This window comes from Methylobacterium sp. 4-46 (assembly GCF_000019365.1).
Taxonomy (GTDB): Bacteria; Pseudomonadota; Alphaproteobacteria; order Rhizobiales; family Beijerinckiaceae; genus Methylobacterium.
Map to the genome: position 1 here is coordinate 4567748 of NC_010511.1, position 22577 is coordinate 4590324.

Sequence of the window (22577 nt, forward strand, 5' to 3'; positions counted from 1 at the left end):
CGCCCGAGGGGCGGCGCGCGGGGTGCGGTGGCGGTCATGGCGGGGTCAGGGCGCGGCGGTGCCGACGTAGAGCCACGTTCCGTTGAGGTAGATCCAGAGCTTGTTGCCGGAGCTGTCGGCCTGGATGGGCGCGAACCCGGCCGGGATGCCGGTAGGCGTGCCAACGGGTGCCCCGGCGGTGACCGGGATCGCCGGCCAGCCGTCCGTCGAGGCCGGGGACATGCCCGAGCGCCCGAGGGCGACCGCGCCGCCGTTGGGGTTGACCATCAGGGGGCGCGTCCCGGTCCCGGGCTTGGCGGCCTGGATCCAGGCATACGAGCCGGAGAGGACGCCCGCGAAGATCGCGTCGTCGGTGCTCGCCCCGGACCCGACCCCGAACTGCGCGCAGGCCCCGCCGGCCTGCGCGTCGGAGAAGGGACGGGGCGAGCAGGCGACCGTCAGGTTGTTCGCCGGGCTCCGGGTGCCGAAGCCCGCGTTGCCGCCCATGTACGTCCAGTGCGCCCCCATGGCGTTGACGATCTGGTGCGAGCCCGTGGCCTGATTGGAGATCGGTCCGGTCACGTTGCCCGAGAGGTCGGCTTCGACCGAGAAGAAATCGCTCGCTCCCGGAGCGATTTCGACCCCGTATTTCTGCGTCTCGACGTTCGCGCTCATGCCGTAGACCGGCCCGACGCGGCCGCCCTTCAGGCTCCAATTGGAGACGCCGGGGGCGACGTAGAAACCGGAGTAAGTGTTCTCCGTCTTCCTTGAGTTGAAGCCGATCTGCATACTAGCCACGTCGACGTAGATACCGCCTTCGAGGCGGAACCCTTCGCCGCCGTTATTGATCGAGCGCCCGCCGAAGAAGCTGATCCCGCTCGTCTGTTGCGCGGTCCCCTTGACCCTGATGCCGGGGTATCCGGTCTGCTGACCGTTGGTCGCCACCCAGACGCCGTTGAACATGAAGGTGGCGGCGACCCCGGTTCCCTGTGGGTCGATCAGGATACCTTCGTAGGAATTGGTGTCGATGTACGTATTGACGACATGAACGGCCTGTATGTTCTGCCCGTTCTGTGGGGTAATGAGGATGCCCCGCCCGTTGGACAGAACATCGCCGCCCGTGATCTGGACCCCGCCGCTGTGGCGGATCTCGACGCCGGCCCGGGACATCGACCCGATGGTCGGCCGGGTGACCATTACGTCGGCGGCGTAGGTGCCGAGGTCGTTGTATCCGATCCGAATGCCGACGTAGCCGCCGCCCGCCACGAGGTCCGTGATGCGGGTCAGGAAGGCGTTCGGGCCGCCGTAGATGTCCACACAGACGTAGACGTTGACCGCGCAGGCCACGTTCTCGATCTGCGTGTTGTAGCTGTTACGGAGAGCAATGTTCGCGCCGCTCGTCCGAGCAATGGACGACGTGAAGTTGATATTCCTGATCCGCGTATGCGCGGGAACGATCGATGGAGTGCCATCCCCCACCTTAATGACATCGCCGTCGAAGGTCGAATTGATGCACGAAGGGTTCATTCCCTCGCCATCTAGCGTGATATTGCTCTTGAGGATCGAGAACGGCGCGGATAGCGCGTAGCAGTTCGTCTGGGACGGGAAGATGATCCGCCCGCCGTTGTTGCTGAACTTGGCGACCGCGCGGGCGAGCGCATTGTCGATCGTCGTCTCGCCCGGGAGGATGAAGTCGGAGATGTAGGTCGCCCGGCCCAGCAGCGTCTCGATGGTGTTGATCGCGGTGGCGCCGGCCGGCTTGGCGGAGAGGCCCGAGCAGTCGCCCGTCTCGATGCAGGTCTTGGCGGGCGCGATCGGGCGCAGCAGGGTCCCGTCCGCGAGGGAGCCGTCCGCGTTGCGATAATAAAGCTTCCGGTCCGCGACGTTGATCGCGACCTCGGCCGTCCCGAGCGGATAGGCCCCGGTCAGGGCCGGGATCGCGCCCGGGGCCGTGTAGCGCCGCAGATCGGCCGCGTGCGCGGGCAGGCCCGCCGCGAGCGCGACGAGCGCCAGGAGAAGACGACGGAGCATGGAGCCCTCAGATGGCCGGGGGGTTCAGGACGAAGGTGGTCAGGACGCCGCCGCTCCGGGCGGCGAGCGTGAAGGTCGCCGGGGTGGTCGAGCTGTCCGCGATCAGCGCCCACTGCCCGTCCGCGAGGTCCGCGGGGGCCGGGGGCGCGGTCTTGGCGAGGACCTTGATGATCGGCGGCATCTGGTTGGCGAGGGCCTGGGCCAGACCCGCCTCGAAGACGGCCAGCGCCGCGGCGAGCGCGCCTCCGGGCCGCACCAGCCAGTTCTCGAAGGAGGTGGCCACCACGTCCCGGTTGTTCGCGCCCCGGATGGTGCGGATCAGGTCGCCGTCCTGCATGACCGGGACGGGCGGCGGCTGGGGCGGCTCGCGCCCGGTGGGCGCCACCGCCCCGAAGTCGACCTCGTACCGCGCCTCCTCGTCGGTCAGCGCGATCTCCGAGCCGATCACTACCTCCTGGCCCGCGACCCAGCCGCCCGAGGCCGCCAGAACAGTGTAAAGCATCGTCGCCATCGGAAACCCGTCAGGTAAGAGGCAGAGAGGCGCCCGGCGCGCCCTACGGCGAGCCGGAGCCGGTGTTCCCCGAGGACGAGCTGTCGGACTCCCCGTCCGACGAGCGCTCGTCGCTCCCGGCCGAGCCCTGCGGTTGCTTCAGGGAGAGGGTCGTCTCGGCGCCGGACCGGCTGACCTTGTGGGTCACGCTCTCGATCCGGTAGGTGCCGTCGACCCCGGAGCGGCAGCCGCTCACGACGCAGGTGCCCTCGGCCTTGGCGGCGACCTCCAGCAGGATCGTGACCTCGCCCGACCCGCCCTCGCGCTCGCTCTCGGCCTTGCGGCCCTTGCCCGCGTCGGTCGCGTGATCCTTGGTCGCCCGGGGCGCCGTCGGCAAATCGAAGACCTCGGGAGCGCCGGGCGAGGCCCCGATCTCCACGTCCTCCTGCTTCCACTTGCCTTCCTTCCGGTCGTACCAGCGGACGCGGGCCTTCGCGTAGCGGGGCCTCGTCTCCTTCGGGGTGATCTTCCAGGAGATGAGGTTCCCGGGCCGGGTCGCCTCGACGCTCGGCATCGTGCCGCCGCCGGGCGTCGCGCCGCCCCCGCGGGCGGCGAAGACCGCCTGGTTGCCTTGGATCTTGAAGGTCGCGCCGAACTCCTCGGCCAGCTCCTGCCCGAGCTGGAGGAAGGAGCGCCCCTCGGTTGACCAGTAGGGGCGCTTGATCGCGCCCAAAGTCTTGTCGGCCTTGATCCCGGAGAGGCCGGCGTCCTTCGCCGCCTGCTCCAAAAACTCCTTTAAGGTTGCGTCGTCCTTGTGCTTGTGCTGCTTCTGCTTGGTCTTGCCGCGCTTGTCGACCGACTTGCAGGAGACGGACAGAGTCATGCCGCCGCCGCGCGCGCCGCTCGACTCGGCCTCGTCCACCACGCCCTTGAACACGATCACGCCCTGAAGCGCGATCTCGACCGGGTTGCCCTTGGACGGGAGGCGCACCTGCCCGTCCGTGTCATCGAATTCGAGGGTCGCGCTGTCGGACGAGCCCCCCGCCTTGTCCACGACCTCGATCGCCGTGATGTAGGGGTTCATCGCGTCCGAGGCGTCGTTTCCGTTGACGGTCACCCGCCACGCGGTTGCCAGCACCATCGGTGCGCTCCGGTCAGTCGTCGAAGAGGTTCACGACCTTGCGGGTCGTGGCGGCGGAGGCCGCGGGGAGGTCCGGCAGGACGACGGGCGTCAGCAGCGGGATCTCCGGGCCCCGGGCGGCGAGGCCCGGGTTCAGCTTCAGGGCGGCGGCGAGCATGGCCGAGGTGTCCCCGGCCCGGCCGTGCTCGCGCCACAGCAGGAGGTCCAGGACCGCCCGGCGGTCCTTGACGATGACGGTCTGGGACATGGGCTCACCCGAACAGCGAGAGCACGGCGTCGATCAGGTCGGCGCCGGTCGACTGGCCCGGGTCATCGACCCGCTCCAGCTTGAGGTCGTGCTTGACCTTGTAGGCGATGCCGTTCGGCGCGACGGCGTCCGCGTGGCTCTCCTTGACGGAGGTGATCACGAACCAGCCGACGACGTAGCCGTCGCCGCGCATCACGAACTGTTCGGAGCCGCTGTCCTTCAGGGCGCGGGCGGTTTCGAGCTGCGAGAGGCCCCCGATATGGAAGGGCAGGAACTCGCCCGAGAGGGTCAGGGTGTCGTCCCCGGCCCCCGCGCGCTCGTAGCCTTTCCGCCGGGACATTAGGTCATGCTTGGCGTAATCGTAGGCATCTTCCCGCTCGACGCCAGTCACGCTGAACGGGAACGTGTCGAAGATCAGGCTGCCCACCATATACTGCACGGCGCGCCTCCGTTAAGCGAAGTTGTCAGAGAGCGCGCCGCGCACGTTGACTGAGCCCGATCCACTCTCGCCGCCGCCCTTGCCGCCGGCCGCCGCGTTGACGCTCCCGAGCGAGGCGTTGGCCGAGGCCACCGCGCCGGGGATGCGCTGGAGCGCCGCGAGGGCCTGGTTGGCCTTGGCGATCAGGCCGTCGAGCCCGCCGGTCGACACCTGAGGGGAGACGGTGACGCCGGACAGGCCCGAGAGCTTGTCCTTCGCCGCGTCCGCCTTGGTCCCCAGGCTGTCGAGGCCGGACGTGTCGCCCTTGGGGGCGATCGCCGGCACGCCCGAGCCGGTCAGTCCGGGCTGCGCCTCCGGCGAGGCAGGCCTGGGCGTGTACCGGGATTGGATGCGCTGGCGCGCCGCCTCGATCTGGGCGGGCGTCAGGTCGCCCGATGCCGCCGGGGCGGAGGTGCGGGGGCGCCCGATCCCCTGCCAGGGGCCGATCCCGACCCGCTTGGCCCCGTGCCACGGGGTCCAGCCCCCCTTGGCCGCCTCGCGCATCGCGAAGTCGATCTGCTCCCTCCAGGTGTTCGGGTCGCGGACGTTGATGCCCTCGCGCAGGGCCTTGTTGCCGAGGCCCCCGCCCGTAAAGAGCTGGAAGTCCCCGAACGACCGGCCCTGGTCGCCCGTGTACTCGTTGAAGCCCTCGCTCTGCGCGACGCGCAGCGCGACCTCCGGGTCGATCCCGTTCCGGCGCGCCGCCTCGCGGATGTAGGCGGCCCGGTCGGCCTTCGAGGCGACGTGCCCGATCCCGGCGCCGCCCCCGACCGCGAGCGCCCGCCCGAAGAAGGAGCCGCCGCCGCCGCCCGACAAAGAGACGTAGGTCGAGCGGGCCCGGCCGGTCGCCGCCCCGGTGTCGAGGTCGAAGGAAATTTTGATGGGCTCGGAGAAAATCTCCTTGATCTTCTCCCAGAGGCTCTTGGCCTTCTCCTCGATCTTGGGGGCCTCCTTCGCGCCCCCCTTGGCGACGCCCTGCCCGGCGCTGCTGCCGGCCTCCTGGCCCGCGCTGCCGGCCTCAGGGGCCTTGGCCCGGATGCCGTCCGCGATGGCCTGCCCAGCCTCCTGGCCCGCCTTGGCGCCCGACTCCGCGCTCCCGGCCGCCGCCTTGGATGCCAAGGCCTCCCGGGCCGCCTCGCCGAGCTTCAGGCCCGCCCGCTGGCGCTCCTCGCCGGCCCTGATCCGGTTGTCGAGCGTCTGGACCTCGCGCTGGAGGCGGTCGAGGTCCGCGTTCGGCTGGCCGCGCATCGAGGGGCGGATCCACCCCTCGATGCCGGTCATCTCGGCCCGCTTGGCGTCGCGCTGCTGGCGCAGCTCGGCCACCTCCTCGCTGTCCTTCGGGGTCCAGTGCTTGCCGGCCGCGATGGCGCCGACCTCGTTGATCCCCTCGGCGATCCGCTCGCCCGCGCTCTGGCCGGCATCGCTGCCGGCCTCGGCCGCGTCGCGCCGCAGCATTTCCCAGCCGCGCTTGGCCTCCGGGGCCTTGGCCCGAACGCCGTCCGCGATGGCCTGCCCGGCCTGCTCACCCGCCTTGTCCGCGCCCTTCTCGACCCCCTTGGCGACCGCCTTGCCGGCGTCCTGGCCGGCGCTGGCGGCGTCGGGGACCTTGACCTCCGGGGGCTTGACCGGTGGAGCCGCGGGGGCGGCCTTGGCCGCTGCGCGGGCGTCCAGGGCCTCCCGGGCGGCCTCGCCGATCGGCAGCCCGGCGCGCTTCGTCTCCTCGCCCGACCGGATGCGGTTCTCCAGGACGCTGATGTCCTTCTGGAGCCGGTCGCTCTCGGGGTCGAACTCCCCGCGCCGTGAGGGGTGGAACTTCGCCTGCCGCGCCTCGATCTGGCCGCGCTTCTCGTCGCGCTGCCGCCGGAGGTCGGCCAGCTCCTCCTCGTCCTTGGGGGTCCAGTACTTGCCCCCCGCGATGGCGCCGACCTCGTTGATCCCCTCGCCGATCGCCTGCCCGGTCTTGGCGCCCGCGTAGGCCGCCGCGATGAAGGGGGTGATCTTGCTCAGGATCGCGCCCAGCCCCTCGGCCGCCCTGACCCCGAACATGCCGAGCGCGGAGAGCGTCCCCTTCAGGGTCAGGAACGCCGTCGTCGCGGTCGCGAGGTCGGTCGCCGTGCGGATCGAGCTGTCGGAGAGGTCCGAGAACTTGTCGGCCAGATCGCCGATGGCCTTCCACATCCCGCGCAGTCGCTCGTCGTTCGCCTGGGCGGCGCGCATGTAGGCGGTCTCGAAGGACCCCTTCATCTGGTTGTACTCGCCGTAGGCGCCCGCGTTGACGTCCTTGCCGAACTGCGAGGCGCGGTCCTTCGGCGTGTGCTCGAACGCCTTGCGGTCCTTCTCCAGCATCTCGGGGCGCAGGCCGAGCGCCCGGCCGCCGTGCTCCTGGCCGAACAGGTACTTGGCGAGCGCGGGCGTCAGCCCCTGCTTCAGGATGTCCATGAGCAGGCGCTCGCTGTCGACCGCGCCAGAGGTCATGTTCATGTAGTCGTTGACCGCCTTGGCGATCTTCTGGGCGTCCTGGGCGTTGACCTTGCCCTTCTTCCCCTTCTTCGCCAGCGTCTCCTGAAGGATCTCGGAGACTTGCGGCACGAACTCCGCCCGGTCCCCGACCACGTCCTCGTCGTTCAGCAGCTCGCCGATGCGCTTCAGCTGAGAGGCGTTCAGGCCCTTGCCGAACTGGAGGCGGACCAGATTGTCGAGGTTGTCCGCCGACATCTTCTTGCCGGGGGAGACGTAGTCGTCGTGGTCGAAGCCGGCCGCCGCCAGGGCGTTGCGGCCCTTGTTCGTCGGCACGGTCAGCTTGGTCGCCGCCGCCCGGACGAAAGTGCCGGCCATCGCGCCGTCGTAGCCCAGGCGCTTGAGCTGGGCGGCCAGCGAGTCCGAGAACTCCTCGGAGAAGCCCATCACCTGCCCGGGCGCGGCGCCGAACTTGGTGTAGCCCATGATGTCGTGGTGGCTCGCGCCCGAGGACTTGCCGAACTGGACCAGCCGGTTCGCCGCGTGCTTGGCGCTCGTCGCCGCAGCATCCGGGGAGGACAGGTCGTACTGCCGGCCCTTGATCCGCGAGATGATCGCCTCGGCGCCCTCGTCCATGGTGGTTCCCATGGCGAGCGCGTAGTCCTTGGTGTTCTCGGTGATGGCCGAGATGACCGCCACGGTCTTGAGGTGATCCGGCAGCGAGGACGCGACGAGGGTCTGCGCCTTCACGACGTCCGAGTTCGTGAACCGGGTGTCCTTGCCGATCTGGAGCGCCTGCGTGGTCAGCGGCCTCTGCGTGTCCTCGCTGATTCCCATGACCGCGCGCTGCCGGCGCGTCGCCTCGTCGAAGTCCAGGTAGACATCCCGGGCCTTCTCGTAGGTCCGCTTCGCCAGCTCGGCGGCGCCCAGCCCCTCCAGGGCCTCGACCGCGCCCCCGGCGATGGAGGTGCCGCCCTCCGCGCCGCCCTTCCGGGCCGCGCCGCCCGCCATCGAGCCGGTCGAGTAGCGCCGGCCCGCCTGATAGGTCGCGGCCAGCTCGGCCTGCCTCTGGGCCGCCTTCTGCGCCCGAGCGGCGCGCGCGGGGGAGCTCATGCCGTCGATCATGCGGCGGCTGGCGGCCTGCTGGGCCGCCGACTGCCGCCCGGCCGCGGCCATCCCGGCCGCGACGTCCCTGTACGCCTTGGCGGCGCTGGCCGCGCGCTGGGAGATGGTCGAGAACAGGTTGCCCTGCGTCCGCAGCGCCGCGTTGGCGCCGTTGGTCGCGCCGGCGATCGCGCCCTCGGCCGACGTGACCTGCTTCAGCCCCCCGGCCGCGGAGGCCAGGGTGGCGGTGAGCCCGCGGACCACGGCCTTCTGGCCGTCGAAGGTGGTCTTGAGCCCTTCGAGGGTGCGCTGGGAGGCCGCGAACTGCGCCTTCGCGGCGCGCAGCCGCGCCTGGGCCGCGTCGACCTCGCCGCTGGCCTTGAAGGCCGCGTAGTTCGAGCTGCCCGACGCCTTGGAGCGCGCGAAGAAGGCGACCTTCCTCTCGGCCGCGGCCAGCTCCCGCGACGCGCGCTCGACCTCGCCCTTAGCGCGCCGGAGCTTGCCGCCCAGCTCGTCCAGGCCCGAGGCCGCGTTCTTCAGCTTGTTGAGGCCGTCGCCGGCCTTGGAGAGCCCCTGGAGCGCCTTCGACGCCTGCCCGGCCGGACCCGTGACCTGATCGGTCAAGCGGATGATGAGCGAGGCGGTCTTGCTGGCCATCTGGGGGCTCTCTCATGCTATAGGCGCGCCATGCGCTGGGCGCAGCGCCACTCGCGGACGAAGTCGTCCCAAGGCAGCGCGTCCAATTCGGCGCGCGTCCCGCCGATCACGCGGAGGATGTCGGCCCGGTAGTCTCGCCAGAGGCGGGGGTCGACTCGCTGCCGTCGGTCACGGCGGGCGGCAGCATCCGGCGCGGCAAAAAATCCATGATCCGCGCGCCGATCCTGTCGTCGTCGTCCGGGTCCAGGCGCTCGATCACCTTGTAGGGGATCGGTGTTCCGTCCGGGGTGTAGAACACCGGGAAGCCCCGGAAGCCGCTCTCGGCCAGGGCGTCGAAGAACGCCGCGACCTCCGCCGCGGTCGGGCGGCGCAGGACCACGGTGTCGTAGACCCGGCCCTGGTAGGCGATCGGGCACTCCAGCGGGAACTCGGCCGAGCGGGGCTTGCCGCCCACGAACACCGGCTCCTCATCCGGCTCCGCCGGGGGCGGGGCGGGCTCCGCGGCCCGAGGTTTGACCGCCAGCGGGCGTTTGCCCCGGCGCCGGCCCTTCCCCGCCTCCGGGGCCGAAACGGCTGCCTGCGGGGCTGCCTGGGGCGCGGGCGCGGCCTTGCCGGCCGGCTCGTAGTCGCGGACGAGCGTCTCGAAGCTTTCCATCTGGTCCACCTGTTCCGTTGAGGCGGGCGGCGCCCCGGAGGCGCCGCCCGCCCGATCAGACGCCGAGGGCCGCGCGGTACTCGGCGAACACGTCCGTCCCGCCGTGGATCCACTCGCGGGTGTAGAACGACCACTTGAAGATCTGCTCGTTGTTCACGACCAGCTCATAGTAAGTCACTTCCATCAGCGAGTGATCGCAGTCGATCAGCTCGCCCGGGGTGTGCTCACCCGGCGACCACTCGCAGACGACGCCCTGGATCGTGGCGCGGACCGGCAGAAGACGATTGGTCTTCTTGTTGCGGAGCGTCGAGGCGTACGTCCACTTGTCGTTCGTGCCGGCCGAGAAGCCGAATTTCCTCAGCACGTCCAGGTCGACGCCCTTCACCGAGAACTTCGGCTCCAGCGCGTCGATCATCGGTAGCGCGAAGTTGACCGTGCCGGTACCACCGCCCGGGGTGTGCTCGGAGGTTTTGCGCTTGATCCCGGGCAGCGCCATCTTGTTGATCGTGAAGACGCGGGTGTCGTCGCTGTCGTCCGCACGACGAACGTCGACCTCCTCCATGATGAGAATGTCCTGGGCCACGGCGGGCTATCCTTCTGTCGAGAGGGGGGCGGGGACCCGCGCCGGGCCGCGGCGCGGGTTGCTGGGGTCAGACCGTGGCGGTCAGGTTCCCGGTATTGGCGATGACGGTCGCCACCAGGGCGTCCAGCGCTGGGCGGTACTTCCGCACGTCGTTCTGCGCGACGAGGAAGATCGGCGCCTGCTGGATATAGCTCTGGATGTGAAGCATCCCCAGCTCGACCTGATTGGCCGAGTTAAGATCCTTCGAGAACACGATCTTGTACCCGAGGATGTCCGGCGGATCCGCCTTGACGTGGTCGAGCATGGCGAAGTCGAGGGACTTCAGCCAGCTCTCGACCACGCGCGGGGTGATGCGCTTGCCGAGGTACTTGCGAGTGATCTTCTGCTCCTCGACATCGATATAGTCCTGGCCGCGGACCTGATGGGCCTGCCGCCAGTTCTCGCTGATGTCGCACGTCTCCCAGCCGAGGAAGACGAAGCCGCCTTCCGCGATGGCATCGACGTTCGCGGACTGGCCCGAGACGATGATCGAGACGTCGGAGGCCAGCATCGTCTGGCCCTCGGTCGAGCCGTCGATGAGGCTGAACGCGATCGGGCGGCTGACGTCGGCGATGCCGTAGACCGGCTGGTTGCAGATCGTGTCGAAGGGCTTGCCGCCCAGGTTGTTGTCCTGGCGCACGAACAGGCCCGCCACGATCGGGCTCGCCGGCATCGTGGTCAGGGTCGTGACGTTGCTCACGGTCTTGTACGCGCGGACCGCCACGCCCACCGGCATCATCCGCATGGACGACATGGTTTCGCGCCCGGCGATCGCCGCGTCCGCGGAGCCCGGGGCGACGTCGTAGGGCATGAACGCCCGGAGGGTGTCGAGCACCGGCCCGATCGCCGCCATGACCGGGTTGGCGACGCCCGTGCCGTCCGGCTGCTGGGCGGTGTAGCCCGGGACGATGATCAGCCGCGGGACCGCCTTGACCACCTCGGCGGCGGTCAGGAAGGCGTAGAGGCCGGTGTTGCTGCCAGCGCTGCCGACGCAGTTCGCGAGCGTCTGGGAGAGCTTGGTCGTCGGGTCGGAGCTGGCGCCCTCGGCCACGCGGACCACGATCACGTCGGCGGCGAGCCCCTTCAGCTGCGCGTTGAGCAGCTGAAGGGCGTCAGCGAGGTAGCCGGTCCCGATCTTCGAGAGGTACGCGGGGTCCGTGCTGCTGAAGCGGATGGGCGTGTTGAGCGGGAAGACATCGGCGTCGGCGTCCGCCGAGGTCGAGAGGATGCCGACCTTCGAGAAGTCGGTCCCCGCGACGACGATCGGATCGTCGTCCGGCCGGGTCGCGATGTAGCCGAGGGTGGGTGCGGTCACGGGCGTGCTCCAAACAGAAACGCCGCCATGGAGGCGGCGTGCGGGGTGGGAGGGGCGCCCGGATCACCCGGGCAGGGGGAGGCTCAGAGGGCGGGCCAGCTCGCCGCCTCGAAGGCGGCCACCGCCGCCTCGGGTGTCGCCGCCGCGGCGATCGCGGCCTTCGCGGTCAGGCGGGCGCCCCGGATCGCGGCCGCGGCCGCGATCCAGGCCGCGGCCGCGGCGACGACCGCGCGGGCGACGCCCTTGACGTCCGAGGCTGGCGCGCCGGTCTGCGGGTCGACGTCGAGGCCGACCGTGGCGGCCAGGAGCGGGTAGTCGCCCGGGACGGGAGTCCCGGACATGGCGAGCGCCGCGCGGGCCTGGGCCAGCGTCTCCTGATATTCCATGGCCTGCCCGGCGCCGGGCGTGACCAGGGCGAGCCGCAGGGCCTCCGCCTTGGCGTCGACCAGCGCGGCGAGCTTGGCGCGCACGGCCGGGACGATCACGGCGTCGGGCACGCCGCGGGCGCGCAGAAAGGCGACGGGTGCGTCGCGGAAGCTCTCGGCCCCGTGATCGAGACTGAGCGCGGCGAGGACATCGGCGGAGGTCTGCGGCATGAGCGCGGGATCCTGTCGGAGGGCGAGGGCGGGGGCTTACGCCGCCGTGAGGCTCGACGTGTAAACGCTGTAGTTGTTCGGGTTGGCGCCGGCCGCCACGCCGGAAAAGACCCGGCCCGCGGCGTTCGCGCCGAGCGACCCGCTGAAGTAGAACGAGGAGTGGAAGCCCGCTTCGGTGCGGATCAGCGTGGCAAGACTTCCGGACGGGGCCGCGATGGTGACGTTGTTCGCGTTGATCTGCCCGGAGGTCTGGATGCAGTACGGGAACGTCACGTCCGATGACGGGTTCGGCAGCATGATGTCCAGGTAGCCGAAGGTGATATTGGCCGTGCCGGCGATGAACCCGCCCGGAACCCGGCCGTAGAACGGCAGCGGCGAGTTCAGCGCCTCGTTGCGGAAGGTCAACTGGCGCTGAGCCGACGCGTAGGGGGTCGAGTTGTCGGGCGTGTCCAGGGTCGCGCCGACGATGGTGATGTCCGAGTACAGTGCGCGGTAATAATTGAGCTGCACATCGCCGAGGCAGATGATTTCGGTCTTGCCGTCCAGGTAAAGGTTCTCGATCGCCTTGTCGAGGCTACGGTAGGGCGCTTGCAGTGCGCCGGACCCGGTCGTATCGGACCCGTTCGACGGGTCAACGAAGATCTGAAGCGACCGCGGGCGGTTCTGAAAATTGTTGATGATGTTTGTGATGTTGGTCACGTTGGTCGCGCCCTGGGCCACGACCTGATTGTAGAGCGTCTGCCACTGCGCGAGCGCGGCGTTGAGCGCGGTCGTCGAATCGGTCAGGGCGTCAACTACCGTCGTCATGTGCGGAGTTCCTTCGGATCAGAGGTTGAAGTCGCGCCGCAGGACGAAGCGCATGCTGTCGCGCCAGGACCCGGCCTCGGCGCCCAGCAGCTCGGCGATCGCCGCGGCCCACTCGGGGATCTCGGGCTCCAGGACGGCCAGCGTGAGCGCGTTGGTGGGGATCTGGTCGAGGACGAGATCCATCGAAAAGGCGACGTCCGCGAGCGCGGTCTTCGAGGCCAGCACGAACCCCGGCGTCGGATCCGACCAGAGCGCGAGCAGCGTGCCGTCGCTCAGGAAGAACCCGACCTCCCGGATCGCGTACTCGGAGGGGCTCGACGTTTTCGGGACCTCGGCCAGGACCCGGAAGCGCGCCTGGCCGGGGGCGCCGAGCTTGGCGCCGGAGATCACCGGGACCCGGATCACCTCGGTCTGGAGCGCCGTCGCATCCTTACTGGGCGTATACCCCACGTAGGAGATGCCGGACGGCACGCCGCGGCCGACCGCGACGCGGTCCACGACGGCCTGGAGGCCGTCGCCCTGCGCGCGCACGCACGCCGCCAGACCGGGCCGCGTGAGGGTGAGGACAAGAGGGTCAGACATCGGAGCTCACCAGCGAGAGGCGGAGGACGGAGCGGGCGACGAGGACGCCCACGGCGCCGATCGTGGCGGTGCAGCGCTCCAGGTTGTCGGCGTAGGCGGCGACTCGGACCCGGGAGCGCGCGACCGCGACGGCGGCGGCGCCGAGCCGCGAGTCCAGGCCGGCGGCCAGAACGAGGTCGAAGGCGCGGGACACCGGCTTGACCCGCATCACCGTCCCGAAGACCACCTTGACGGTCCGGGGGTCGATCAGCTCCCCGCCCTCGTAGAGCCGCGAGTGGACGTGGGCGGTCAGCTTGAAGGTGTAGGGGCGGCCCGGGGGGCTGGTCTGCCACCACTCCACGATCTCGGCGTCGATCCCGAAGGCCGAGAGGGCGATCCTCATCGCCCGGGGCGTGCCCTTGTAGGCGTGGACCTCCGGTGCGGCCTTGATCGCCGCGCGCCGGATCGGGGCCAGCCAAGGCGGGTCCCAGACGTCGACCGACTTCTCCCAGGCGACGTAGGGCTCGATCGCCTCTGGAGTGTTGTCCGGGTCCTTCAGGGCAACGATCTGCGCGGCCTCGGCGGCGCGGTCGTCCAGGCGCCCGTCCGTATCGGCGTGGGCCCGCTCCCGCGGGGTCGCGTTGCTCGGCAGGAGGTTCGGCCGCTTGACCGGATCAGTCACCGACCACCTCCACCGTCACGGCGACGTCCGTGCAGTAGGGGGCGCAGTAGGCAGGGTCGGGCGTGTCCGGGCTGATCGGGTTGCCGTTCACGTCGGCCAGCGGCGAGATCAGGTCCACCTGCTCGACCAGGATGGCCCCGGAGGCGTCGGGCACGTAGGCGGCCCCGTAGAGCATCTGGAGGAGCTGCGCCGCCCCAGGGCGGTGCTGGCGCTTGGCCTGGGCCGCGAACCGCTTCGCGGCCTCGGCCTGAACCACGCCGCGGTCCGCGCCGCCGCCGACGTAGAGGACCGCCTCGATCCGGTACGGGATGATGTTCGCGCTGGAGACGGTCACGAAGTCCGCGAGCGGGCGGCGGTCCTCCGCCCGCAGCGCGGCCTGGACGGTCGCGATCAGGTCGTCGGCGGCGGTCCCGTCGCCCGTGTTCGCGACGATCGGGACGTGAACGTGCCCGAGGGGCGCGAAGGGCGCCTCGGGCGTGCCGCCGTAGCTCATGGGCCCGTAGGCCGCCGCCGCCTTGACCCCGGCGACCCCGAGGGCGAACGAGATGTAGGCGCCCTCCGGGCCGGCGCCGGAGAGGCTTTCGGGCGCGAGCTGGATCCGGGCCCGGAAGTCGTCGTCGGACTCCCAGTCCGCCGCCGCGTCAGTCTCGAAGACGTAGGTCCGAGGGTTGGCGACCAGCGGCAGGCGGGCAACCGCGGGGGTCTGCGTCGCGCCGAGGTGGTCGAGGTAGGGCCCCCAGGAGGTCGCGAGCAGGACGGCGCGGGTCGCGTCGTCGTAGGCCGTGTAGACCAGCGTCTCGCGATAGGCGCCCGTCTCCTGGAGGATCGCGACCGTGTCGGTCGCGAGCGCCCCGACGTCGTAGGGGATGCCCGCCTTGTTGAGGCGGGCGGCCACGTCGGCCATCCGGGCCGCATAGATCGCGTCGAAGGTCGGCAGCGCCGGCAACGGGGGCAGGCGCGAGAGGTCGATGTCCGTAAAGCGGGTCACGCGCGGCTCCGGGGGTTAGACGATCAGGCGACGCGCGGCAGCTCTACGGCCAGAGAGCCGTTGACCGCGTAGATGTCGAGGGCGCGCGGTCCTCCCTCGACTGTATAGTCTCCGAGATGACCGCGCGGGCGGTAGTAGCAGATGACCGAGAACTTGAGCTGGCCCAGCTCGACGGCGTTGACCGTGTTGCCGGTGGCCGAGATCCGCACGACCTTCAGCCGCGGCTCCCAGGTCGAGATCGCCAGGACCAGCAGCATACGGTAGGCCGACAGCAGGGTCGGCGTGATGCGCCGCCCCAGCAGCTCGGTCAGACCGCCGCCGAACCAGCGGTGCATGACCCGCTCGCCCAGGCGGGTCGAGAAGATCGTCTGGACCGCCTGGGCGACGTGGGCGAGGTCCCGCGAGGGCTCGCCCGTCCAGCGGTCGAGCCCGCAGGAGGCCATCGGTCAGCCCTCGGCGCTCGGGGCTGCGGGGGCCGGCCCCTGGTCGGCGCCCGCGCGGAACGAGAACGCGGCCGGCTCCGCGCGCAAGCGCGCTGGCGCCGGGGTCTCATCGGCGGCGACCGGATCCAGCGGCGGCAGCGCCGCCCGCTCGGCCTCCGAGAGGCCGGCGATCGGCTGCGCCTCGGCCTCGACGGTGGTCGCGACGAGGTGGCCGAGATCGACCTCGTAGGCGACGGCGGCCGGGCGCGCGCGCACCAGATCGCCGGGCTCGACGCGCCGGCCGAGCAGGTGCGCGGGCGCGGCGTCGGTGACGCGGTAGAGGGTCGAGGTCATGCGGGCTCTCCTGGCGGTCAGGCTTGCGGAACGTCGGTGGTCTGGCTTCCCGCGACCACTCCACCGTGGCGATGGTCCTTGCCGATATTCTTGTCGTCGTGTTTGACCTTGGCGCCCTGGAAGACGTGCTCGCTTCCATCGAAGCTGTAGGTCTTGCCGTTGACGTCCCAAGTCACCTTGGCCTTCGCCGTAATGTGAATGGTCCCGTTCTTGATCGAGATGTTCACGTCATCTCGGTTGAACAGGACCGTCGTGTCCGCGTCCGGTGCGGGGTCCGGCCTGTCCTTGGAATGGGCGAAGGGTACGAAGGCGCCCTGCTCCTGGTCGCCGTTGGGCGAGAGCACCCAGCCCTGCTCGCCGACCTTGGCGCGGTAGGAGGTGACGCCCGTCGCGTCGAGGTTCTGGAGCCACGTCGACTTGTGCGGCTGCCCGTCCGAGCCGCCGTCCAGCTCGACCCTGACCCCCTTGCCGTGCTCGCTGTCGCTGACCTTGCCGGGGCGGATCAGGTTGGCGACCCGAGTCTTCAGCGCCTCGTGCTCGCGGCGCAGCTCCAAGTGCGCGTCGAGAAGATCCCTAATGGCGGCTTCGAGGCTCATGGGATCGGGGACTCCTGGCCGGCCACCTCGACGAGGTCGCCGCGCACGGTCTCGATCGTGATCTGGCTCGCCGGCGGCTCGGCCTCGGCGCCCGGGACGGCGCCCAGGCCGACCCCGCTCATCACCCCGCGGGTCTGCTGAAGGAGCGCCTGGGCCCGCTGCCAGGGCAGCAGGGTCGAGCCGGTCAGCAGGGACTCCAGGAGGTCCCCGTAGCGCGCGAGCGCGGGGTCCGTGCGCAGCAGGGCCACGAAGGCGTCCCAGGGCTCCGGGATCGCGTCCGCGCCGCGCTCCGGCTCCTGCATGGGGTCGATGGTGACGATGTTCTGCCGGACGGCGTACTTCACGCCGCGCTCGGCCGACCCGCCGCGCCGGCTGGTCAGCCGCTTGGGCCGGGGCGGGCCGCGGAAGACCCGGAACATCTCGGCCCAGGGGTCGGTCGGGTCCTTGAGCGCCTGCTCGACCTGCCACGCCATCACGTCGAGAGTCGCCTCCAGGCCCGCGTCCGTGTGCGGGATCTCGACCTCGAACTCCCCGGCCCGGACCTGGACCTGACCGGCGAGGGTCATCTCGATCACCACGTCGAGGTCGCGCGTCATGGCGCGCGAGGACTCCTTGTCCGGCTCCGCGTCGTCCTGGTCGGTGGAGACGATCAGGACCGGCTGCGGGCCGGTTTCCTGGGCGACCTGATCCCAGGGGACGATCAGCGAGTCGAAGACCCGGTTCTCGGCCAGGGTACGCCCGGACAGCGCCTTGACGAGGCAGAGGCGCAGGGCGAGGCAGACGAGGCTCACGGGGCCCTCTCCGCGGTCAGCATCAGGAGCAGGCCCCCCGCGTCGTTGGCGCGGGAGACAGCGACCGCGTAGGCCGCGCCGCCGCGCTCCAGCAGCTCCACGAGGTCGCCCTTGCGGACGGTCCAGGGGATCAGGGCCGCCTGCTCCGTCCCGATCACGACGCAGGTCTCCGCTCCGGCGACCCGGATCACGCCTTGGAAGCGGGCGCCGATGCCGTGGGCCGCGCCGCGGTCGTCATCGATCTGCGAGCGGCGAGTGTAGCGGCCGATGACCTCGACCGGCGTCCCCCGGTCCGGGTCGGGCCCCGGGCCGGTGTACTGGTTCTCGGCCCGCGGGGTGAGGCGCACGGCCTCCCCCCACTGCCGGTCCACGGCGGCCGCCACGCGGGCGCGACGCCGTGCGGCGAGCGACATGGCGGCGATCCTTACGCCGCGACGCCGCGCTGGAGCGCCTGCGGCATCGTGCAGACGTACAGGGGATAGCTGTACATCTCCAGATCGAAGTAGGTGTCGCGCTCCAGATCGGGCACCATCCACGAGTATTCGGCCTGACCGAGCGTGTTCACGAACTCGAATTTCTCGGCCGGGGCGAGTGCCCGCTGGAAGATGCCGGCGCCAACCGGGAAGAACTTCGCGGTCATGTCCGGTACCGCCACGGTCGAGCTATCGTCCGTGCCGCGGTAGTTGTGCCACATGATGTTGCCGTACTTGAAGCTGCTGAACGCCTTCATGAAGTCGTTCTGCAACTGCAGGGCCTGCATCGCGTACTTGTACGTCTCGCGGACCTCCGGGAGCTTGGTCATGGCGTCCCACCAGTTATCGTCCACGACCGCGTGGACGATAACGTTCGTCCCGCCGACGCCCTGAAGGCGGCGCAGGACTTGGCGGTTCACCTTGTTGCACTGCTCCAGGAACGCACCGTCCTCCGCGCCGGACCCGAACTGGAACGCGAACGGCGCGTCCTGGCTCTGCCCCAGCTCGTCGTACCAGTCGGTGATGGTCGAGCCGTCCGCGTCCACGACGAGCCCCTGGATCACGCCCAGGCGCATGTGCTCGTGCGTCAGGTCGAAGTCCTGCTTTATCTTGAGCTGACGGCGGGCGACCTCGCCCTGGAGCTGCTTCAACTCAGTCTCGCTGCCGTAGGCGCGGATGTTCTGAAGCTCGTCCGCGTAGATCCGGCTGGAGTCGGCCAGACGCACGGTGCGGAACGACCGGGCCTTGCGGCGGTCGCCGCCCTTCTGGGCCGGCGGCGCGCCGCGCGGGCTGGTCTGGATGAGCGCAGGGGCGTTCAGACGCTCCTCGATCCACACGTCCGTCGTGCGGATCGGGGTGTCCACCATCAGGCCCGGGATGCTGCCGAGGAAGCCGGGGACGTAGCCCATCCGGTCGACGGCGGCGGTGAGGGACACGGCGGAGAACGCATCGCCGCGGAAGACGTCCATGGTCAGCATGAGAGCAGTGCCCTTCAAACAAAAAGGGCGCCGCTGCTGCGCGCGCCCATGGGGCTACGGGGGAGGGTGGACTTTTGCGGAGGGTGGAAGGCGCGCCGGCCCGGAGGCCGGCGCCCGGGATCAGCGGACCTTGATGTTCAGGCGGCGAAGCTGCTCGATGCCCTCGGCCTTCTGGGCCGCGGTGATGCCGGCAGGCCAGATCAGGTCGACTCCGCGGACCTCGGCGGGGCCGGAGGTGATCGCGGTCGTCACCTGCTCGTCGGCCGCGTTGGAGATGACGCGGTAACCCGCGATGCCGGTGACGTTCTGGCTGCCGTCCGTGGCCGAGAGGTTCAGGGGCACGAAGCGGCGGTCGCTGGTGCTGCTCTCGACTCCGACCGAGACGGTGAGGGCGTCGCCGGCCACGTAGGCGGTGCCGCCGGCCGTGATCGTGAACTTGATGTCCTTGGAAAACGCCGCGCCGGTCGCGCCCTTGCCGATGTTCTTCCCCTTCGGGTTGATGACCTCGAAGGTGGTCGCGGTCAGGAAGACGATCCGGTAGTCGCCGTCGATCGCGGAGGCCAGGACGGGCGTCGTGCCGTCCATCGCGATCGTGCCGTTTCCGGTGTTGCCGGCATCGGCCGCGGCGGCGGCGGTCGCCTGGGCACCGACCGTGTAGGCGCCGAGGACGGTCCCGGGCAGGAGCGCGGTGTTGACCGGGACCTTCACGGCGTCGCGGGTCTGGAACGGGCCCTCGCTCTCGCTGACCAGGAAGGTCAGCGAAGCGGGGGTCTCGGTCTGGGTGTAGGCCATTGGTGCGGACCTTCCGATGAGAGTGAGGGGCGGGGTGAGGGGTTAGCGGACGCCCGGGATGCGGGCCGCTGCCGGCAGGCGCGCGTTCATCCCGGCCACGATCTCGTCCCAGGACGCCGCGGCGTCCGCCTTGGGGTCCGTCTGAGCGGCCGGGGGCGTGTCGGGGTCGAGGTTCAGGTCGGCGCGCCCGGCCATCCGGGCGTCGAGGCTGGGGCCCGCCGGGGCCGCAGCCTGGAGCCCCGAGAGGACGCCCTTGGCCGCGTCCAGCGACAGGTCGGTGGAGAGCGCCAGGTGGCGGGCGCTCGCCTCGCGGCCCTTGGCCTCGTCGCTGCCGAGGATCGCGCCGATGCGCTCCCGCTCGGTACTGGCACCGGCCTTGGTGCCCTCGGTCAGGCCCTCGGCCTTGCCGGCCGCGAAGCTCTCGGCGCGGGCGGTGTCGAGATCGGACTGGGTGAAGCCCGCAGAGGCGCCGGGCGTGGGGGTGTTGTCGGACATGGAAGCTCCAGTGGGTCGCGACGGGAAGGAGCGCCCGGCTGCGGGCGCGGCGGAAAGGTCGGCCAGCACCGCGTCGAAGGTGCCGATCGCATCGACGAGGCCCGCCTTGATGGCCTCCTCGCCCATGAAGGTGCGGGCCTCGGTGTCCCGGATCGCCTGCTCGCTGAGGCCCGGCCGCCCGGCCGCGACCGTCGTGACGAACTTCGCGTAGAAGCCTTCAACCTCCTTCTGGAGGTCGGCGCGGACCGCGTCGGGCAAGGGTTCGAAGGGGTTCCAGTCGACCTTGTGGTCGCCCGCGAAGATCAGGGTCGGCTTCATCCCCTCGGCCCGCAGGTACTCGCTGATGTCGAGGTGCATCAGGACGACGCCGATCGAGCCGGCGAGGCCGGTCGGGATCGAGACGATCCGGCTGGCGCCGGAGGCGATCGCGTAGGCAGCCGAGGAGGCCATGCCGTTGACGAGCGCGGTCACGGACTTCTGGGACGCCACTTGCCGGACGAGCTCGGCCGCCTCGAAGGCGCCGACCGCCTCGCCGCCGGGGCTCTCCAGGTCGAGCAGGATCGCCTTCGTCCGCGGGTCCGCGGCGGCCATCCGCATCTGGTAGGCGAAGCCCTCGTAGGAGATGAGCCCCGAGGACGCGCCGACCCAGCCGCCCCGGTTCACCCACTCGCCCACGAGGGTGAGGATGGCGACGCCCTCGGCGGTCCGGCGGAAGGGGAGCGGGCGCTTCGAACCATCCTCGGCCAGGGGGTAATCGCCGTAGAAGCGGCTGGCGCGCGGGGTGTGGACCTCGACCGAGCCGTCCGCGCGCTCGTGCCCGCGGAAGATCTGCAGGCTCTCGCCCGCGTCGTGCTCGATCCCGCCGACGTTGCCGCCCGCGGCCGGGCCGGCGGACATGCGCGAGAGGAGGAAGGCCGAGATCGTCTCGGCGGTCGCGGGCGCGACGAGAAGCGGCCGGTTGTAGAACCGGCCGGCGATGCGGTGATAGTGCATGATGCCTCGCGATCAGCCCGCGGTCGCGCAGAAGCGCGGCGAGCGGCCGGAAGTCTTCGCCGCACAAAGCTGCTGCTGGCGCAGCATCTCCATGCGGAGCGTCTGAAGGTTCGCTTGCGAGAACCAGACGTCTTCTTCGACGTCTCCCTCGCGGAAGCGGATGCGAAGCTCCTGCTGGCCGGCGACCAGGGCGAGGTAGGCGGTGCTCAGCGCCGCCGCGACCGCACAAGAATCGGTCGGGTCCACGGTCGTGATGTCGGCCACGGCTAGTTGTCCTCCTGCACGACCAGCTTGTCGGCCACCGGGTCGGGCGTCGGCGCCGGCCCGTTCTCCGGGAGCCCGTACTTCGCGCGCAGGCGCATCTCACGGGCGCGCTGCTTGTAGACGTCGTGGACGTCCCCGAGCCCCTGGTCGGCGCAGATCGCCTCGTCGGTCGCGACGCCCATGTCCCGGTAGGTCTGCCACGTCTTGGCGGTCTTCAGGTTGTCCGCCTCGGGCTTGGGCGTGCCAGTCCACCGCAGCGTCAGGGCGGGGCGCTTGGCGAGGAAGCCGGCGACCCCGTCCGGGAACGGCGTGCCGCCGCGCTCGATGTCCTCCTCCAGCCACGCCAGGAAGTGCGGCGTCGAGAAGGGCCCGACGATGTTCTCGCGCCGGTAGAGCGTGATCTGGAAGATCTCGCTCGTCGCCATACGGACCGACGAGTAGGTCGCGCCGGAATAGTCGCCGGTGCCGCTCTCGTAGGTCAGGCCGAGGCAGCGCAGGATCTCGCGCAGAAGGAACAGCGCCAAGTCCTTGAAGTCCGCGCTGCTCTGCGAGGTCGAGTGGAATTCCAGCTCCTGACCCGGGAAGAGGTGAGCAAAGCGCCCGTTGATCCCGAGGTCGATGTTGGTGCTCTTGTACCAGCCCTCGTTCATCGCCGCCCAGGCGTCGAAGGCGCTCATGCCGTCGCTCGCCATCCGGGCCTGCTCCTGAGGGGTCAGCAGCCCCTTCAGGATCTCCTCGGTCGGCTCGTCGCTCTTGATCGTCGCGGCGAAGACCGCCTGGATCAGGTTCGCGGTCAGCTTGCTCTCGGTGAGCTGGTCGAAGCGCCGGGCGGTCGCGAGCGCCGCCACCAGGGGCGAGATGCCCCGATACTGCCCGGGCACGCCGTCGAAGACGTGGACGATCCGGGGGCGCCCATAGCGGTCCCGGGCCTCGACCTCGATCTCCTGCTCGGTCCCGGTCGGGGTATTGCGCCGCCAGAACCAGTAGCTCGTCGGCATCCAGTCTTCGTCCATCTGGACGCCCTGGACGAGGCGCGGATAGGCCGTGCGCTGCGAGAGCCGGTGCGCCGGGATCAGCCGGACCTTCGAGCCGTATGCGCCGCCGGGGCGCCGCTTCCAGGCACACTCGCTGACGATCTCCCCCGGGCCGAACCAGGAGCGGAAGGCCGCGGCCTGCATCTGCGCGAAGGTGCGCCGCCCCTCGATGTCGCACTCGTAGGAGTTCGTGGCCCAGAGGTTAAGGAACCGGGCCTCGGCGCGCGCGCACCAGTCGGTGGCCTGATCCTCGTCCCAGCCCATGACCTCGGCGTCGAGGGTCAGGCGAGGGCGCAGGCCGACCCCGACCGTGTTCGCGACCGCTTGGTCGATGGCGCCCGAGATCCAGCCCGAGTTGTGGATGATGTCAAGCGCGCGCCCGGCCGCCCGGGTCCAGGCGGACCGGACGGTGTCGGCCGGATCCCGCGGCATCGGGTTCCAGCCGCGAAACACCGGGGACGCCTCCCCGCGCATGTAGCCGGGCCACCAGCCGCTCGATGCTTTCGGCCGAGGGCGATCCCCGGACGTCGCGGGCAGAACGCCGCCCTGCTTGATCCGGGGTACGATCGACATGGG

24 protein-coding genes are annotated in these 22577 nt (G+C 70.6%); all 24 read right to left on the minus strand.

The genetic code is table 11. The features are described from left to right. Positions 1-45: 45 nt before the first annotated feature. A complete protein-coding gene (locus M446_RS19730; RefSeq protein ID WP_012333871.1) occupies positions 46-2010 on the minus strand; it encodes a hypothetical protein in 1965 nt (654 codons plus the stop codon). A gap of 7 nt (positions 2011-2017) precedes the next feature. Next, positions 2018-2512 (minus strand): hypothetical protein, encoded by a 495-nt coding sequence (locus M446_RS19735; RefSeq protein WP_236728729.1) that lies wholly within the window; start codon positions 2510-2512, stop codon positions 2018-2020. 52 nt (positions 2513-2564) lie between these two features. Further along, complete coding sequence (locus M446_RS19740; RefSeq protein WP_012333873.1) at positions 2565-3641, minus strand: phage late control D family protein; 1077 nt, start codon at positions 3639-3641, stop codon at positions 2565-2567. A gap of 13 nt (positions 3642-3654) precedes the next feature. Then, positions 3655-3888: a tail protein X gene (locus tag M446_RS19745; protein ID WP_012333874.1), complete on the minus strand. Its 234-nt coding sequence runs from the start codon at positions 3886-3888 to the stop codon at positions 3655-3657. 4 nt (positions 3889-3892) lie between these two features. Next, complete coding sequence (locus M446_RS19750; RefSeq protein WP_012333875.1) at positions 3893-4318, minus strand: phage tail protein; 426 nt, start codon at positions 4316-4318, stop codon at positions 3893-3895. Between the two features lie 21 nt (positions 4319-4339). Continuing rightward, positions 4340-8584 (minus strand): phage tail tape measure protein, encoded by a 4245-nt coding sequence (locus M446_RS19755; RefSeq protein ID WP_012333876.1) that lies wholly within the window; start codon positions 8582-8584, stop codon positions 4340-4342. Positions 8585-8690: 106 nt separating this feature from the next. Continuing rightward, positions 8691-9239: a phage tail assembly protein gene (locus M446_RS19760; protein ID WP_012333877.1), complete on the minus strand. Its 549-nt coding sequence runs from the start codon at positions 9237-9239 to the stop codon at positions 8691-8693. A gap of 55 nt (positions 9240-9294) precedes the next feature. Next, positions 9295-9822, minus strand: coding sequence for a phage major tail tube protein (locus M446_RS19765; protein WP_012333878.1), 528 nt, complete (start codon positions 9820-9822; stop codon positions 9295-9297). Between the two features lie 67 nt (positions 9823-9889). Further along, positions 9890-11176 (minus strand): hypothetical protein, encoded by a 1287-nt coding sequence (locus M446_RS19770; protein WP_012333879.1) that lies wholly within the window; start codon positions 11174-11176, stop codon positions 9890-9892. 83 nt (positions 11177-11259) lie between these two features. After that, positions 11260-11772 carry a hypothetical protein gene (locus M446_RS19775; RefSeq protein ID WP_012333880.1) on the minus strand — a complete coding sequence of 171 codons (513 nt, stop codon included), beginning with the start codon at positions 11770-11772 and terminating at the stop codon, positions 11260-11262. Positions 11773-11808: 36 nt separating this feature from the next. Beyond that, on the minus strand, positions 11809-12579 hold the full coding sequence (locus M446_RS19780) for a hypothetical protein (RefSeq protein ID WP_012333881.1): 771 nt from the start codon (positions 12577-12579) through the stop codon (positions 11809-11811). An 18-nt stretch (positions 12580-12597) separates the two neighbouring features. Further along, on the minus strand, positions 12598-13161 hold the full coding sequence (locus M446_RS19785; protein ID WP_012333882.1) for a phage tail protein: 564 nt from the start codon (positions 13159-13161) through the stop codon (positions 12598-12600). After that, positions 13154-13822: a phage tail protein I gene (locus M446_RS19790; protein WP_012333883.1), complete on the minus strand. Its 669-nt coding sequence runs from the start codon at positions 13820-13822 to the stop codon at positions 13154-13156. The genes M446_RS19785 and M446_RS19790 overlap by 8 nt, the downstream gene beginning before the upstream one ends. Beyond that, complete coding sequence (locus M446_RS19795) at positions 13815-14810, minus strand: baseplate J/gp47 family protein (RefSeq protein ID WP_012333884.1); 996 nt, start codon at positions 14808-14810, stop codon at positions 13815-13817. Before M446_RS19795 ends, M446_RS19790 begins: the two co-directional genes overlap by 8 nt. 23 nt (positions 14811-14833) lie before the next feature. Then, positions 14834-15253: a GPW/gp25 family protein gene (locus tag M446_RS19800; protein WP_012333885.1), complete on the minus strand. Its 420-nt coding sequence runs from the start codon at positions 15251-15253 to the stop codon at positions 14834-14836. Positions 15254-15256: 3 nt separating this feature from the next. Then, positions 15257-15586 carry a hypothetical protein gene (locus tag M446_RS19805; protein WP_012333886.1) on the minus strand — a complete coding sequence of 110 codons (330 nt, stop codon included), beginning with the start codon at positions 15584-15586 and terminating at the stop codon, positions 15257-15259. 17 nt (positions 15587-15603) lie between these two features. Next, positions 15604-16182: a phage baseplate assembly protein V gene (locus M446_RS19810; RefSeq protein ID WP_063826007.1), complete on the minus strand. Its 579-nt coding sequence runs from the start codon at positions 16180-16182 to the stop codon at positions 15604-15606. Next, the gene (locus M446_RS19815; protein WP_012333888.1) at positions 16179-16973 is read right to left on the minus strand and encodes a hypothetical protein; all 795 of its coding nucleotides are present in this window, start codon (positions 16971-16973) and stop codon (positions 16179-16181) included. Before M446_RS19815 ends, M446_RS19810 begins: the two co-directional genes overlap by 4 nt. Further along, positions 16970-17386, minus strand: coding sequence for a hypothetical protein (locus M446_RS19820; RefSeq protein WP_012333889.1), 417 nt, complete (start codon positions 17384-17386; stop codon positions 16970-16972). Before M446_RS19820 ends, M446_RS19815 begins: the two co-directional genes overlap by 4 nt. An 11-nt stretch (positions 17387-17397) precedes the next feature. Further along, positions 17398-18423 (minus strand): major capsid protein, encoded by a 1026-nt coding sequence (locus M446_RS19825; RefSeq protein WP_012333890.1) that lies wholly within the window; start codon positions 18421-18423, stop codon positions 17398-17400. Between the two features lie 120 nt (positions 18424-18543). Beyond that, positions 18544-19215 carry a head decoration protein gene (locus M446_RS19830; protein ID WP_012333891.1) on the minus strand — a complete coding sequence of 224 codons (672 nt, stop codon included), beginning with the start codon at positions 19213-19215 and terminating at the stop codon, positions 18544-18546. 42 nt (positions 19216-19257) lie between these two features. Then, on the minus strand, positions 19258-20703 hold the full coding sequence (locus tag M446_RS19835; protein ID WP_012333892.1) for a S49 family peptidase: 1446 nt from the start codon (positions 20701-20703) through the stop codon (positions 19258-19260). 12 nt (positions 20704-20715) lie between these two features. Continuing rightward, the gene (locus M446_RS19840) at positions 20716-20967 is read right to left on the minus strand and encodes a hypothetical protein (RefSeq protein ID WP_012333893.1); all 252 of its coding nucleotides are present in this window, start codon (positions 20965-20967) and stop codon (positions 20716-20718) included. A gap of 2 nt (positions 20968-20969) precedes the next feature. Next, positions 20970-22574 (minus strand): phage portal protein, encoded by a 1605-nt coding sequence (locus M446_RS19845; protein WP_012333894.1) that lies wholly within the window; start codon positions 22572-22574, stop codon positions 20970-20972. Between the last annotated feature and the right edge of the window lie 3 nt (positions 22575-22577).

Coding starts and splice junctions, on each gene's coding strand:
- M446_RS19730 (WP_012333871.1), bottom strand. CDS start 2,010: ATGCTCCGTCGTCTTCTCCTGGCGCTCGTCGCGCTCGCGGCGGGCCTG.
- M446_RS19735 (WP_236728729.1), bottom strand. CDS start 2,512: ATGCTTTACACTGTTCTGGCGGCCTCGGGCGGCTGGGTCGCGGGCCAG.
- M446_RS19740 (WP_012333873.1), bottom strand. CDS start 3,641: ATGGTGCTGGCAACCGCGTGGCGGGTGACCGTCAACGGAAACGACGCC.
- M446_RS19745 (WP_012333874.1), bottom strand. CDS start 3,888: ATGTCCCAGACCGTCATCGTCAAGGACCGCCGGGCGGTCCTGGACCTC.
- M446_RS19750 (WP_012333875.1), bottom strand. CDS start 4,318: ATGGTGGGCAGCCTGATCTTCGACACGTTCCCGTTCAGCGTGACTGGC.
- M446_RS19755 (WP_012333876.1), bottom strand. CDS start 8,584: ATGGCCAGCAAGACCGCCTCGCTCATCATCCGCTTGACCGATCAGGTC.
- M446_RS19760 (WP_012333877.1), bottom strand. CDS start 9,239: ATGGAAAGCTTCGAGACGCTCGTCCGCGACTACGAGCCGGCCGGCAAG.
- M446_RS19775 (WP_012333880.1), bottom strand. CDS start 11,772: ATGCCGCAGACCTCCGCCGATGTCCTCGCCGCGCTCAGTCTCGATCAC.
- M446_RS19780 (WP_012333881.1), bottom strand. CDS start 12,579: ATGACGACGGTAGTTGACGCCCTGACCGATTCGACGACCGCGCTCAAC.
- M446_RS19785 (WP_012333882.1), bottom strand. CDS start 13,161: ATGTCTGACCCTCTTGTCCTCACCCTCACGCGGCCCGGTCTGGCGGCG.
- M446_RS19800 (WP_012333885.1), bottom strand. CDS start 15,253: ATGGCCTCCTGCGGGCTCGACCGCTGGACGGGCGAGCCCTCGCGGGAC.
- M446_RS19805 (WP_012333886.1), bottom strand. CDS start 15,586: ATGACCTCGACCCTCTACCGCGTCACCGACGCCGCGCCCGCGCACCTG.
- M446_RS19810 (WP_063826007.1), bottom strand. CDS start 16,182: ATGAGCCTCGAAGCCGCCATTAGGGATCTTCTCGACGCGCACTTGGAG.
- M446_RS19820 (WP_012333889.1), bottom strand. CDS start 17,386: ATGTCGCTCGCCGCACGGCGTCGCGCCCGCGTGGCGGCCGCCGTGGAC.
- M446_RS19825 (WP_012333890.1), bottom strand. CDS start 18,423: ATGCTGACCATGGACGTCTTCCGCGGCGATGCGTTCTCCGCCGTGTCC.
- M446_RS19830 (WP_012333891.1), bottom strand. CDS start 19,215: ATGGCCTACACCCAGACCGAGACCCCCGCTTCGCTGACCTTCCTGGTC.
- M446_RS19835 (WP_012333892.1), bottom strand. CDS start 20,703: ATGCACTATCACCGCATCGCCGGCCGGTTCTACAACCGGCCGCTTCTC.
- M446_RS19845 (WP_012333894.1), bottom strand. CDS start 22,574: ATGTCGATCGTACCCCGGATCAAGCAGGGCGGCGTTCTGCCCGCGACG.